Annotated in this window: 15 protein-coding genes; 7 read left to right on the forward strand and 8 right to left on the reverse strand. The window is 57.9% G+C overall.

The features are described from left to right. Window positions 1-55 precede the first annotated feature (55 nt). From AZE99_RS15075 to AZE99_RS15090, 4 genes are read left to right on the forward strand one after another with little or no spacing between them, the layout of a single operon-like run. A complete protein-coding gene (locus tag AZE99_RS15075; RefSeq protein WP_067202847.1) occupies window positions 56-466 on the forward strand; it encodes a nuclear transport factor 2 family protein in 411 nt (136 codons plus the stop codon). A gap of 13 nt (window positions 467-479) precedes the next feature. Then, on the forward strand, window positions 480-821 hold the full coding sequence (locus AZE99_RS15080) for a putative quinol monooxygenase (protein ID WP_067202850.1): 342 nt from the start codon (window positions 480-482) through the stop codon (window positions 819-821). Window positions 822-839: 18 nt separating this feature from the next. Then, window positions 840-2,087 (forward strand): cytochrome P450, encoded by a 1,248-nt coding sequence (locus AZE99_RS15085; protein WP_067202853.1) that lies wholly within the window; start codon window positions 840-842, stop codon window positions 2,085-2,087. 37 nt (window positions 2,088-2,124) lie between these two features. Beyond that, window positions 2,125-2,889 carry an SDR family oxidoreductase gene (locus AZE99_RS15090; RefSeq protein WP_231862639.1) on the forward strand — a complete coding sequence of 255 codons (765 nt, stop codon included), beginning with the start codon at window positions 2,125-2,127 and terminating at the stop codon, window positions 2,887-2,889. Between the two features lie 85 nt (window positions 2,890-2,974). On the opposite strand, the gene AZE99_RS15095 is transcribed toward AZE99_RS15090, so the two are convergent. From AZE99_RS15095 to AZE99_RS15105, 3 genes are all read right to left on the reverse strand, one after another. Beyond that, complete coding sequence (locus AZE99_RS15095; RefSeq protein ID WP_067202859.1) at window positions 2,975-3,706, reverse strand: hypothetical protein; 732 nt, start codon at window positions 3,704-3,706, stop codon at window positions 2,975-2,977. A gap of 113 nt (window positions 3,707-3,819) precedes the next feature. After that, on the reverse strand, window positions 3,820-4,257 hold the full coding sequence (locus AZE99_RS15100) for a DUF1330 domain-containing protein (RefSeq protein ID WP_067202862.1): 438 nt from the start codon (window positions 4,255-4,257) through the stop codon (window positions 3,820-3,822). A gap of 10 nt (window positions 4,258-4,267) precedes the next feature. After that, on the reverse strand, window positions 4,268-4,819 hold the full coding sequence (locus AZE99_RS15105) for a GNAT family N-acetyltransferase (protein ID WP_067202865.1): 552 nt from the start codon (window positions 4,817-4,819) through the stop codon (window positions 4,268-4,270). Between the two features lie 50 nt (window positions 4,820-4,869). On the opposite strand from AZE99_RS15105, the gene AZE99_RS15110 reads away from it, so the two are divergent. Together AZE99_RS15110 and rarD are read left to right on the forward strand one after the other, a co-directional pair. After that, window positions 4,870-5,130: a hypothetical protein gene (locus AZE99_RS15110; RefSeq protein WP_335339241.1), complete on the forward strand. Its 261-nt coding sequence runs from the start codon at window positions 4,870-4,872 to the stop codon at window positions 5,128-5,130. A gap of 66 nt (window positions 5,131-5,196) precedes the next feature. Next, window positions 5,197-6,117, forward strand: a complete 921-nt coding sequence (rarD, locus tag AZE99_RS15115; RefSeq protein WP_156472296.1) for an EamA family transporter RarD — start codon at window positions 5,197-5,199, stop codon at window positions 6,115-6,117. 19 nt (window positions 6,118-6,136) lie between these two features. On the opposite strand, the gene pyrC is transcribed toward rarD, so the two are convergent. Beyond that, the gene (pyrC, locus tag AZE99_RS15120) at window positions 6,137-7,171 is read right to left on the reverse strand and encodes a dihydroorotase (RefSeq protein ID WP_067202871.1); all 1,035 of its coding nucleotides are present in this window, start codon (window positions 7,169-7,171) and stop codon (window positions 6,137-6,139) included. A gap of 52 nt (window positions 7,172-7,223) precedes the next feature. Here pyrC and ygfZ point away from each other — a divergent pair, with 52 nt between their 5' ends. Continuing rightward, a complete protein-coding gene (ygfZ, locus tag AZE99_RS15125; RefSeq protein ID WP_067202874.1) occupies window positions 7,224-7,958 on the forward strand; it encodes a CAF17-like 4Fe-4S cluster assembly/insertion protein YgfZ in 735 nt (244 codons plus the stop codon). A 66-nt stretch (window positions 7,959-8,024) separates the two neighbouring features. Here ygfZ and AZE99_RS15130 read toward each other — a convergent pair whose 3' ends face one another. The 4 genes from AZE99_RS15130 to hisS all read right to left on the reverse strand — a co-directional run bounded on the left by AZE99_RS15130 (window position 8,025) and on the right by hisS (window position 12,122). After that, window positions 8,025-8,735, reverse strand: coding sequence for a DUF4167 domain-containing protein (locus AZE99_RS15130; RefSeq protein ID WP_067202877.1), 711 nt, complete (start codon window positions 8,733-8,735; stop codon window positions 8,025-8,027). 237 nt (window positions 8,736-8,972) lie between these two features. Then, window positions 8,973-9,809 carry a peptide chain release factor N(5)-glutamine methyltransferase gene (gene prmC, locus AZE99_RS15135; RefSeq protein ID WP_067202880.1) on the reverse strand — a complete coding sequence of 279 codons (837 nt, stop codon included), beginning with the start codon at window positions 9,807-9,809 and terminating at the stop codon, window positions 8,973-8,975. Next, complete coding sequence (gene prfA / locus AZE99_RS15140) at window positions 9,802-10,878, reverse strand: peptide chain release factor 1 (RefSeq protein WP_067202883.1); 1,077 nt, start codon at window positions 10,876-10,878, stop codon at window positions 9,802-9,804. Before prfA ends, prmC begins: the two co-directional genes overlap by 8 nt. Then, a complete protein-coding gene (hisS, locus tag AZE99_RS15145) occupies window positions 10,875-12,122 on the reverse strand; it encodes a histidine--tRNA ligase (RefSeq protein WP_067202885.1) in 1,248 nt (415 codons plus the stop codon). The genes prfA and hisS overlap by 4 nt, the downstream gene beginning before the upstream one ends. Between the last annotated feature and the right edge of the window lie 125 nt (window positions 12,123-12,247).

The raw sequence follows: 12,247 nt of genomic DNA on the forward strand, positions 1-12,247 counted from the left end.
GTTTTTCCGGCGCTTTTGCCGTGTAGTCTCTCCATAATCAGGAGAGGATGAGTCCATGTTTTCAGGACCAATAGAAGACCGGCTGGCCATCCGGGAATTGCACGACAGCTATTGCGACGCGGTGCTGCGCAAGGACCCGGATGACTGGGGCGCGCTGTGGACGGAAGATGCAGTCTGGTCGCTGATGGGCACCGAAGTGGTCGGCCGCGACAATATCGTCAATCTCTGGAACGGCGCGATGGCCCAGTTTGATGCCGTCAGCTTTCTCGGCATTCCGGGCAGCCTTGCCGTCACTGGCGACACTGCATCCGGCCGCTACCAGACCCACGAAATCCTGGTCGAAAAGGGCGTGCCGCGCGTTGCGGGCGGGCGCTATGACGATGAATTTGTCAAAGTCGATGGCCAGTGGCTTTACAGCAAACGCATATTTGTCATCGTCGCCCAATTGGGCGGAAACAAGCTTTAGGAGCATCTGGAACATGGCAAAAATATTGATCGCGGCGCATATCGACGTTGAACCGGCGACGCGCGAAGAATGTCTGAAAAAGGCGCAACCCTTTATCGATGGCGCGCTGAGCCAGGAAGGGTGCCTCTGCTATAGCTGGGCCGCCGACATGCATAACCCGTCGCGCATCGAAGTGTTCGAGGAATGGACCGACGAGGAAGCCCTCGCCCGGCATTTTCAGAATGTCCATTATGCCAATATGCTTGCCCATATCGGCAGCTTCGGCCTGATCAACGCCGTCAGCGCCAAATATCGGGTCGATGCCGAAGGACCGGTTTATAATGCTGAAGGCAAGCCCACACCTTCCTTCGACTGACCAGAACAGGAACTTGCCATGAACGAAGCAGTCTCCAAATCCCTTTTTCAACCGGACATATTGGTTGATCCATTTGATTTCTATGAAGAGAAGCGCGCCAAAAGCCCGGTTTTCTTCGATGAAGCCAGCGGCACCTATGTTGTGCTGGACTATGACCTGATCTCCGAAGCTGTCGGCCGGTTGGATGATTTTTCCAACAATTTCAACGCACTGCTCTCAGGCGGAAAATCCGAAGAAGAGCTTGAGAATGACGAGGAATTGCAGGCGATTCAGGCAAAGGGCTGGCCGCAAGTCAACACTCTGCTGACCGCCGACCAGCCAGTCCACACGCGGTTCCGGAAGCTGGTCAATCTCGCCTTTTCAATGCCGAAAGTGAACAAGCTGGAAGACAGTATGCGGGAAATGTCGAACGAGCTGATCGACAATTTTATCGACAAGGGCGAATGCGAATTTGTCGAGGAATATGCGATCCCGATGCCCGTCCGGACGATTGCCGTGCAACTGGGCCTCGACATCGCCGACGCCCACACGATCAAGCGCTGGACCAACGCCTTTGTTGACCGTCTGTCCGGCATGATGACACGCGAGCGGCAACTGGAAACCGAGCGCGAGGTGGTCGAATATCAGCACGCGCTGAAGGCCAATATGGACGAACGGCGCAAGGAGGCGAAGAACGACATCCTCTCCGACCTGGTCAACGCCCGGGTTGATGGCGAACGTCCGCTTGACGATGCAGAATCCCTGTCGATCGTGCAGCAGCTGATGGTCGCCGGCAATGAAACCACGACCGCGGCGCTGGCCGAAGGCATGCGGCTTTTCGCCACCAACCCGGATCAGTATAAGAAGATCCAGGATGATCCATCGCTGATCCCCAATGCGGTCGAGGAAGTGCTGCGCATGTCGAGCGGTTCCTCGGGTATCTGGCGGGTCATGCACCGCGATGCCGAACTGGGCGGCGTGATGCTGCCCAAGGGCGCGATGGTGATGATGCGCTATCACGCCGCCAACCGCGATCCCAAGCAGTTTGAAAATCCGAACCAATTCCGGGTCGACCGCAAGAATGCGCGCACCCATCTGGCATTCGGCAAGGGCATCCACATGTGCGTTGGCAATATGCTCTCGCGCAAGGAAATGACCGTATCGTTCCAGCAATTTGCCAAACGGATGGACAATATCCGCATCAGGGAAGGCGCGGAACTCAACTATCCGCCCAATATGATGCTGCGGGGACTGGCCAATCTGCCAATCCTGTTCGACAAGAAATAGACCAAAGACAGGCTAGGAACGGGAATCTAAAATGGGCATGATGGACGGAAAAGTCGCGCTGATATCGGGCGGCGCAGAAGGTATTGGCGGCACCGCCGGTCGGCGCGTCGTCGAGGAAGGCGGATCGGTGATGCTGGCCGATATCCAGATCGACAAGGCGAAAGAACTGGCGGAATCCCTGGGTGACCGCGCCGATGCGGTCGAGCTCGATGTCCGCAATCTCGACCAGTGGCAGGCCGCTGTCGATGCCACGAAGAAACGCTTTGGCAAGATGACGACCCTGTTCAATGTCGCAGGCATTTCGGAACCCGGCTCGGTTGACGAGGTCGATCTCGAAAGCTGGAACCGGACGATTGATATCAATCTCCAGGGCACATTTTACGGCTGCCGTGTCGGACTTCCCGCAATTATCGAAAGCGGCGAGGACGGTGCGATCGTGAATATCGGTTCGATGCTCGCGATGCGTCCCGGCGCCCAGTTCGCAGCCTATTGCGCCAGCAAGGCAGCGGTCACATCGCTGAGCAAATCGCTCGCGCTGCATTGTGCGGCCGAAAAATATCCGGTCCGGGTGAACACCGTGCATCCCGGCGCGATCGACACGCCAATGTACCAGCGCTATCTCGCCGCCTATCCCGGCCCGCATGACGAAGCGGTGGAACTGTTCAACCGCAACCATCCGATCAACCGGGTTGGGCAAGCGGTCGAAGTCGCCAATGCGATGCTATGGCTGGCCAGCGACCTGAGCAGCTTCACCACCGCCAATGACATTACCGTCGATGGCGGCGGCAGCTACCGCGAATAGAGCGGACAAAAAAAAGGTGGCCGGAGCGGGCCACCTCTGAAAGCCGAATAGCTACAACGAACCATCCGGTGCAGTCTCTTCCAAACTAGCCGCCGTTGCTGGCGACAATATCGACAACCGTGCCACCGCCCGAGCGTTTGTTCAGGGTGATCACATAGGCACTATTTTCATTCGGTTTTGAGCCGCCCAGAACATGCTCGCTGCCCCGCAACAGATATTCGGCGTCATATCCACCACGTTTTGCCTTGGTATAATAATAATCGACGATGCTCTTGATCGGCGTCGCGGTGATGAAGCTGACCACGCGAAGATCGCATTTGCCAGCCGCTTCCTGCACATTTGCGTGTGGGTAGACCGCAAATTCCGGAGGCATCTTGTTGGCCCAGCCCATGTCGTAGGTCAGCTTGTCCTTGCATACCGGCTTGTTCTGCCGCGTCTCCTGCAGTTCGGCTTTGTCACCCAGCGTCAGGCCTTCATCGTCCGATGTCATCTGCCGCGGCTTCGGCGCCGCAAGGATTTTGCCGCCTAGCGCTGCCTTGGCAGCGGCTCGCCCGTCTTTACCTGTTCCCGGCGGTACCGCGCCATCTGCTGCACCATTGGCCCCGCGAATTGCGTTGCGGTTCGCCTGATCCGTGAGTTCGGGATCGACCAGGATAGCATCTTCCAGCGCATCGTTCATCGCCGGATCGGAGGTCAGATTGTCGTCCAGCTTTGCCAGTTCTTCATCACTCGCTTCATTGCTGCCACAGGCGGCAAGTGTCAGGGGCAGCGCGAAAGCCGCAGCGGACAGCCAAAGGGAACGGGAAAGATTGGACATGCAATTTGCTCCTGAATTTGGGGAAACACATGCAATAAAAAGAGTTAATATTCCGTTAGGGAAACTGGTTAATCCGGTGACTATTCGTTAACTCTTTGTCCCGAATCGGGACTTCATCCGAACGTATTCGGCCCGTCCATTTCACCGAAACGGATCAGACGGGACGTCAGAACGGCGGCCTGACGGTTGACCACGGCCTTTTGATATTCCGGATCGGTGACCATTTCCATGAATGCACCGCTGTTCGGATAGCGGGCGATGAAGGAAGAATCCCACTGCTTGTCATCGGGCCCGATGACCATGCATTCCATCCGACCCCGCCAGAGTATCGTTCCGCCAACCCGTTCGAATATCGGTCCGCTGGTCTTGCCATATTCTTCGTAGGCGCGCGCACCGCTCCATCCCTTGCCCGCATTGGGATGATCCGCAAGATATTGTGCCGTCTCGTGAAAGCGCAGCAGATTCAGCATATTGATCGGCACATCGCGCGGCAACGCCTTGAAGGCGTCAAAACTTTCGCGTGTGGGATCGAGATAGCGATCTTCGGCCATGGCTGTTCTCCTACTGGAAATCTTTTCTATTCTCTTGCCATTGTTCGCGCGATTGCCCCCAGTCGTCAACCCGCGCATCCTGATAAGGGTCTGGCAATCTTGTCGGTCCGCGATTGGTCGAACCCAGCCGCTGCGCCAATCTGATCGACGCCAGATTGGCGGGATCTATCGTATGACAGATATCGCTCCAGCCCAGCGTATCGACCGCATAGTTCATGCTGGCTACCGCTGCTTCCAGCGCATAGCCCTTGCCGGCATAGTCCGGTGCCACGCCCCAGCCCACTTCCGTGCCCGGCCAGCCGTCGGGGTACCAGGGTCCGATGCGGCCAATCCACTTGCCGCTGTCTTTGAGTATCAGCGAGAACATCGCATAGCCGCGAACGTGCCAGGCCCCAACCATGGCGCATAAGTCCCGCCAGCTTTCGGCACGGCTTTTGACGCCGCCGATAAAGGTCATCGTGGATTCATCCGCCTGAAACGCGGCCCATTGCTCGAAATCATCGCTATTGGGCGGACGCAGGATCAACCGCTCCGTTTCTATCCTGATCTCGTCAATGGCCATGTTCATTCTCCCCCGAACAGCCAGACTAGTATGAGCATGTTGATTTGCAAATGCTTGAAATGCTGGTGCACTATGGCTATAATACAGTAATGTTCAATCTTATCTCCATTTTCATCGGCGTTATCGCCCTCATTCTCTCCTTCATCGGCCTGGTCCCCCTGCTCGGATGGACCAACTGGCTGATCCTGCCGATCGCCGGCATCGGCGCTCTGTTCGGCCTGATCTCTTCCCGCACCAGCGGCATGTATTTCTGCATGATCGTCATGGGTATCTGCGCCTTGCGGCTGTGGATTGGCGGCGGCATTATCTGATCCTGTTTTCCGGACAATAGGATTTCTTGATTGCCCGGCGGCAGCGCGAAGCCTAAGCGCTGCACCATGTCCAGAGCACTATCCTCCAGCCGAATCGGTCTCTTCCAGGCGCTGACGGCCTGCGTCTTCTGGGGCCTGATGCCGGTCTATTTCAAGCTGCTGCAAAGCGTCGACGCGCTCGAGATCGTCGCCCATCGCATCATCTGGTCGGTGCCGCTGCTGCTTGTCATTCTCTATTTCCGCAAAAATATCGCCAGTCTGGGCCCTGCATTCACCGACAGAAAACTGCGCTGGGCAATGCTGGCCAGCGCCTCGCTGATTGCCGCCAACTGGCTGATCTATGTCTGGGCCGTGCACGAGGATCATATTCTTGCGGCAAGTCTCGGCTATTTTATCAGCCCTCTGCTCAGCGTCTTGTGGGGCAGGATATTTCTCGGTGAAAAACTCTCCCGCAACAAATGGATTGCCATCGCGATTGCCACGGCCGGCGTTTCGGTACTGGCCGTGCAGGCACTGGACACGCTGTGGATCAGTCTCGCACTGGCGGTGTCCTGGAGCAGCTACGGGCTGGTTCGCAAGATCGCGGACATCGGGCCGATCGTCGGCCTGACGGCAGAGACCAGCATCCTGTTCCTTCCCTTCACCCTGTTTTTGATCTGGCTGACTTTCGGCCTTCCCCCATCAACGGCGAGCCAGCATCTCGGCGACGACCGGATGATTGACCTGCTGCTGATCGGCGGCGCCCTGGTCACCGCAATTCCGCTGGTGCTGTTCGCGTCAGCGGTCAAGAAAATGACGCTCAGCGCCATCGGCCTGCTGAATTATCTGGCACCGACGATCCAGTTTCTGGTCGGCGTATTGATCTACAAGGAAGCGCTGACGCCATCCCACATCATTTGCTTTGCACTGATCTGGATCAGTCTGGCGATCTACTCGACCGATTCCTTTCTGTCGGGCAAGGCTGCGCGGAAACCGCAGTCCGTCTGAGCTTGCTGGCGGTTCAGGATTACAGAATTCGCCAATGCAAATCAGAGCCCGCATGGAACGGAACCAGCCTGGAGCCGGCCGATTCCATATCGTCCGGCACATGGATATTGCTCCGCTCCAGACTGACCATCGCTTCATTCAGCGGCAAGCCGTAAAAATTGGGTCCATGTTCCGAAGCAAAAGCTTCCAGCCGGTCGAGCGCGCCCTCTTCCTCGAACACCGCCGCATAGCTTTCCAATGCATAAGGCGCATTAAAAATCCCGGCGCAACCACAGGCCGATAGTTTGGCGTGAATCTCGTGCGGCGCGCTGTCGGTGCCGAGGAAATATTTCGGCGAGCCGGACGTGGCCGCCTTGCGCAGCGCCAGCCGGTGCTGTTCCCGCTTCGCCACGGGCAGACAATAGGCATGCGGGCGGATCCCGCCAGCGAACATCGCGTTGCGATTGATATGCAGATGGTGCGGCGTGATGGTTGCCGCGATATTCGGGCCGCAGCTGTCGACAAACTGGACCGCCTGCTCGGTCGTGATATGCTCGAACACGATTTTCAGATCCGGCAATGCCGCGATCAATTGCTTCAACACCCGTTCGATGAACACCGCTTCGCGATCAAAAATATCGATGTCACCGTCGGTCACTTCGCCATGGACCAGCAGCGGCATGCCGATATCCTGCATCCGCTCGAGCACCGGCATGATATGCGCCACATCGGTCACACCATGAGCGCTGTTGGTCGTGGCATTGGCAGGATAGAGTTTCGCAGCGGTGAAAATACCGGCGGCGTGACCCGCAGCAATATCGTCCGCATCGGCATCATCGGTGAGATAACAGGTCATCAGGGGTGTGAAATCCGTACCCTCCGGCAGCGCTGCCATGATCCGGTCCCGATAGGCCGCTGCACTTGCGGCGGTGGTAACGGGCGGCGACAGATTGGGCATGATGATCGCCCGGGCAAATTGCCGCGCGGTGAACGGCGCCACCGCTTCCAGCATAGCGCCATCGCGGAGGTGCACGTGCCAGTCGTCCGGACGGCGTATGGTAATAGTATCGGTCATATAGCTCCGCGTAAGGCTTGGTTTTTCGCTCCGCGCACCCTACCTAAATGCCATGACCGAAACCAGACTTAATGACCGCGCCCTGATCCGCCTTTCACCAACGGACGGATCGGAAGACATCCGGGCGTTTCTGCAGGGACTGGTAACGCAGGATATGACCGCCGTGGCAGAGGGTGCGCCGCAATGGTCGGCGCTGCTCACCGCGCAGGGGAAGGTCCTGTTCGATTTCTTTCTGTGGGCCGATGGCAATGATATTCTGATCGACTGCGAACAGGATCAGGCCGAAGCATTGGCCAAGCGCCTGAAACTCTATCGATTGCGTCGCAAGATCGATATTGCCCCGGATGATTCACGCAATGTGCATTGGGCCCTGGCGGCGGAAGGCCGGCCAGTCGATCCGCGTTTGCCTGCATTGGGCCACCGTTGGCTTGACGCTGCAGAGACCGATGCATGCGTCGACGAAGCCTATAGGAAACACCGCCTGTCACTCGGCGTGACCGAGGGCGCGGCAGAACTTGGCAGCGACAAGACATTGTGGCTCGAATGCAATGCAGCAGAGCTGAATGGCGTGAGCTTCACCAAAGGTTGTTATGTCGGACAGGAAAATACGGCGCGGATGAATTACCGGCAAAAGGTCAACCGGCGGCTGGTCGTCGTGCCGGTCGCGCAGGCCGACGAAAAGCGCCAGCGCATCGCCTATCCGGATTACGGTCTGTCGGTTGAACATCGTCGCGTCGATGATCTGAAAGCGCTCGACCTGCCCGACTGGCTGGCACAGGCACTTTAGCTAGAAATTGGCGGGCAACAGCCTGGCTGCTATGCCCGCCCCTGTTTCCATCAGGCGAAGCCTTGCTTAAAGAGCGTCGCTTTCTTCGGTTGCCTTGGGCTTGACCACCCGCTTTTTGCGCGGGGGTTTCTTTTCCACTTCCACGCCGACCGATTGCGAAATCGCAGGCGGCAGAGCGCTGGCATCCAGTCCGTTGGACTCGCCATTTTTTTCCGTATTTTCGGAGCGGGTCGCTACATTTTCGACCTTGCGGGGACGCCGACTGCGAACCGGCTTCTTTTCTTCCGGAGCAGCTTCTTTCGCGGTCACATCGTCGCGATCATTCCGATCTTCACGCTGTGGGCGATTCTTCTGCGCTTGCTGCGGACGGCTGCGCTGGTTGTCACCATCTCCGCTATCGCTGGAATCATCCTGGCTGGAGCCATTGCCGCGATTGTCATTACGGTTGTCCGAACGATTGTCATTGCGGTTATCGGACCGATTGTCTCCGCGCGGTTCTTCGCGAGCGATCCGCTGCTCTTCGCGGCGGGCAATGGTATCGGCATTTACACGGAAATAATGATCGGCAAATTGATGATAATATTCGGCCTGGACGCGGTCGCCATTGACCTGCGCATCCTGCGCCATTTTCTTGAATTTCTCGAGCATCTGCGCAGCGTTGCCACGCGCGCGGTTGTCGATCCGGTTATCACGGTCCGATCCGCCACCGCGGTTGCCCTGGGGGCGGTTATTGGTGTTCCGGCTGCGCCCACGGCGGCCAGGCTGACGATTGTTCATCAAATTTTAGGTATCCTTATACCGATAATAAACTTGGTCTTTCTCAAGTCATAGCCACACACTGGTGGCGATTGCGCTGAAGACAACCCGTCGACAGCGGCCCATACAAGACAAATGTACGCCGAAAACCAGCAACATTATCGAGTTGGGGGCAGGCCAGAGATTTAGGGAAAAAGCCAGAAATCCTCTGGGCCTGAGCAAGTCTTAGCGACTCGCTTCGGCAAAACCAAGCCCTTTTTACCGGCGAAGCGTCAACAAACGGTCATTGCCGCCTAAATCTTGTTTTAACTCAACAAGATAACCGTTATTTGCGGCGATTTTGGAAACTGGTTCTGCCTGATCAAAGCCGATTTCAAGCAGGGCGATTCCGGTCGGCGAGAGCAGCTTTTCCAGCGCCGGGATGATGATCTTATAGTCGTCCAGCCCGTCTTCGCCGGCGAACAGCGCCTTGTGCGGTTCAAAACCAGCAACATCCGCAGACAATCGGGCGCTGGTCGAAACATAGGGCGGATTGGCGAGGATCAGATCGAAACCGGATCCGAGCGAATTTGTCCAATCTGCCTCTGTCCAGTCCAGCAGCACAAAGCTGGCACGATCCGACAATCCAAGCGCATCGGCATTATTGTGCGCAATCTGCAAGGCGGCAGCGCTGGCATCCATACCCAGACCCCGGGCTTGCGGAAACTCGTGCAAGGCTGCGAGCAAAAGCGCGCCGCTGCCCGTGCCCAGATCGACTATCCGTTGCGGAGGCGCGGATGCGCATATGCGAACCGCCTCCTCGATCAGCACTTCGCTGTCGGGCCGGGGGATCAGGACATCCGGTGTCACCTGAAAATCCAGACCCCAGAATTCCTTTTGGCCGATGATATGGGCAATCGGTTCCGACTTCTGCCGTCGTTCGACCAGAGCGGAAAATTCAGCCGGTGCTTCCAGTTCAGGCAGCTTCAGCAGCAGTTCGGACCGCTCGATCTGCAAGCCATGGGCCATCAGCAATTCCGCATCAAGGCGCGGGCTTTCGGAAATATCGGACAGTCTCTGCGCCGCTTCGCGCAGGGCAACGGCGGCATCACCCATCCAGATTGGCGAGCCGGCTGGCCTCATCCTCGGCGATCAGCGCATCGATCATCTCGCCCAGCGCCGTGCCCTCGATGATTTCGGGCAGCTTGTGCAGAGTCAGGTTGATTCGGTGATCGGTGACCCGGCCCTGCGGATAATTATAGGTGCGGATGCGCTCGCTTCGATCGCCACTGCCAACCATCGACTTGCGCGCTTCGGCTTCCTCGCTCTGCACCGCATCGCGCTCCTGCTCGTACAGCCGCGCCGCCAATACCTTTAGCGCCTGCGCCTTGTTCTTGTGCTGCGACTTGCCGTCCTGGCACTGCACGACGAGCCCTGTCGGCAAGTGGGTGATGCGGATCGCGCTGTCGGTCTTGTTGACATGCTGGCCACCGGCGCCGCTCGCCCGATAGGTATCGATGCGCAAATCCTCGGTGCGGATCTTGATGTCGACTTCTTCCGGCTCCGGCAGGATCGCGACTGTCGCGGCGGAGGTATGGATACGCCCGCCGCTCTCCGTTTCCGGCACGCGCTGCACCCGGTGGACACCGGATTCAAACTTGAGCTTGGCAAACACGCCCTTGCCCTGAATATTGGCGACGACTTCCTTGAATCCGCCGACTTCCGAGGCATTGGCCGAGATCATCTCGACCTTCCAGCCCTGATCCTCGGCATAGCGGGTATACATGCGGAAAAGATCACCGGCGAAAAGCGCGGCCTCGTCGCCACCGGTACCAGCACGAATTTCGAGCATTGCGGGGCGATCATCGGCGCTGTCCTTCGGTAGCAATTGCAGCGCGAGGGCATGTTCGGCCTTTTCGAGCGCCTTTTTCACACCATCCACTTCGTCTGCCGCCATCGCCTTCATCTCGGCGTCGTCCCCGGCGAGCATCTCGGCCAAGCCATCTTGCTCATCGCGTAGGTTTTTGACCTGCGCTGCCGCCTCGGCGACCGGCTCGATCTCGGCATATTCCTTGGAGACGGCGACAAATTTGTCGCTGTCGAGATCGCCGGACGCCATCATCGCCTGCAACTCGGCAAAACGCGCCTCGATCTGCGCCAGTCTTTGCGGGGTAATGCTGGTCATGCAGTCAACGCCTCGACCAGGCCGCTCAAGACAATTTCCCGCTGATCACCGGTAGCCAGATTCTTGACCGCAGCCACACCATTGGCCAGTTCATTCTCGCCGATGATGATCACATGCGCCGCTCCAGCCGCATTGGCCTTTTGCATCCGCTTTTTCATATTGCCCTTATAGGCCATGTCGCAGCTGACGCCCGCTCGGCGCAACTCGCCTATGAGTTTCATCGCCGACGCTTCGCAGCCATCGCCCAGCGGAATGAAAATGGCATCGGGTCCAGCAGCTTTCGGCTCTTCCAGCAACATTCCCAGCCGCTCGATCCCGGCAGCCCAGCCGACCGCAGGCGTGGCAGGTCCACCAAGAGATTCCATCAGGCCGTCATAACGGCCACCAGCCAGGACGGTTCCCTGCGCGCCGAGCCGGTCGGTGACAAATTCAAAGGCCGTATGGCGATAATAATCCAGACCGCGCACCAACCGGCTGTTGCGGGTCCATGCGACACCGCAAGCATCGAGCCCTTCAGTGACCTGGGCGAAAAATTCCTTCGCTTCGTTCGACAGATAGGCATCAATATCCGGTGCAGCATCGGCAATCGGGCGGTCCTGCCGTTCCTTGCTGTCAAGAATCCTCAGCGGATTGCGCTCCAGCCGGTCCTGACTGTCCTGCGACAGCTCCGCTTTATGCGCCTGGAAATGCTCGACCAGAGCATCGCGCCACGCGTCGCGGCTTTCGGCATCGCCCAGAGTATTGAGCTGCAAGGTCACACCATCAGCAATGCCCAGCTCGTTCAGAAGCTGATCGGCAAAGCACAATAGTTCGACATCCGCAGCGGCTTCGCCCGCGCCGATAATCTCTGCATCGAGCTGGTGAAATTGCCGGTAGCGCCCCTTTTGCGGCCGTTCATAACGGAACAAAGGCCCGTGCGCCGACAGTTTCAGCGGCACATGCTGCTGCCAGCCGTTGCTCAGAAACGCCCGGCAAATGCCCGCGGTAAATTCGGGGCGCAGGGTCAGGCTGTCGCCACCGCGATCCTCGAAACTGTACATTTCCTTGGACACGACATCGGTGGTCTCTCCGAGCGAACGGGCGAATACCGCAGTCGGTTCAAACACCGGCATTTCGACGCCCTTGAACCCGTATAACCGCCGCACGCGTTCGAATGTCTCGACGACATGATGAAAGCGTTCCTGCTCTTCGCCGAAAATATCCTGCGTGCCGCGCACCGGCTGGGGTGTCTGTATCTTTGCCATGCGCAGCCTTTAGACGGTGATCGGGAAAAGCGGAATATGTTTTTCAATCGTCTTGCATGGCCCCGTCGAAGGGGAGGTTCGCAACCACTAGACGGCGCAGTCAAAAAGCTTCATTTGCGAAAGGA

This window comes from Sphingorhabdus sp. M41 (assembly GCF_001586275.1).
Classification (GTDB): Bacteria; Pseudomonadota; Alphaproteobacteria; order Sphingomonadales; family Sphingomonadaceae; genus Parasphingorhabdus.

What these genes read in the sequence shown, in the direction of transcription:
- AZE99_RS15090 (WP_231862639.1), top strand. Translation starts at nt 2,125, where the DNA reads ATGATGGACGGAAAAGTCGCGCTGATATCGGGCGGCGCAGAAGGTATT.
- pyrC (WP_067202871.1), bottom strand. Translation starts at nt 7,171, where the DNA reads ATGACCGATACTATTACCATACGCCGTCCGGACGACTGGCACGTGCAC.
- AZE99_RS15100 (WP_067202862.1), bottom strand. Translation starts at nt 4,257, where the DNA reads ATGGCCGAAGATCGCTATCTCGATCCCACACGCGAAAGTTTTGACGCC.
- AZE99_RS15130 (WP_067202877.1), bottom strand. Translation starts at nt 8,735, where the DNA reads ATGAACAATCGTCAGCCTGGCCGCCGTGGGCGCAGCCGGAACACCAAT.
- AZE99_RS15110 (WP_335339241.1), top strand. Translation starts at nt 4,870, where the DNA reads ATGCTTGAAATGCTGGTGCACTATGGCTATAATACAGTAATGTTCAAT.
- prfA (WP_067202883.1), bottom strand. Translation starts at nt 10,878, where the DNA reads ATGACCAGCATTACCCCGCAAAGACTGGCGCAGATCGAGGCGCGTTTT.
- AZE99_RS15105 (WP_067202865.1), bottom strand. Translation starts at nt 4,819, where the DNA reads ATGGCCATTGACGAGATCAGGATAGAAACGGAGCGGTTGATCCTGCGT.
- hisS (WP_067202885.1), bottom strand. Translation starts at nt 12,122, where the DNA reads ATGGCAAAGATACAGACACCCCAGCCGGTGCGCGGCACGCAGGATATT.
- AZE99_RS15085 (WP_067202853.1), top strand. Translation starts at nt 840, where the DNA reads ATGAACGAAGCAGTCTCCAAATCCCTTTTTCAACCGGACATATTGGTT.
- AZE99_RS15095 (WP_067202859.1), bottom strand. Translation starts at nt 3,706, where the DNA reads ATGTCCAATCTTTCCCGTTCCCTTTGGCTGTCCGCTGCGGCTTTCGCG.
- prmC (WP_067202880.1), bottom strand. Translation starts at nt 9,809, where the DNA reads ATGGGTGATGCCGCCGTTGCCCTGCGCGAAGCGGCGCAGAGACTGTCC.
- AZE99_RS15080 (WP_067202850.1), top strand. Translation starts at nt 480, where the DNA reads ATGGCAAAAATATTGATCGCGGCGCATATCGACGTTGAACCGGCGACG.
- AZE99_RS15075 (WP_067202847.1), top strand. Translation starts at nt 56, where the DNA reads ATGTTTTCAGGACCAATAGAAGACCGGCTGGCCATCCGGGAATTGCAC.
- ygfZ (WP_067202874.1), top strand. Translation starts at nt 7,224, where the DNA reads ATGACCGAAACCAGACTTAATGACCGCGCCCTGATCCGCCTTTCACCA.
- rarD (WP_156472296.1), top strand. Translation starts at nt 5,197, where the DNA reads ATGTCCAGAGCACTATCCTCCAGCCGAATCGGTCTCTTCCAGGCGCTG.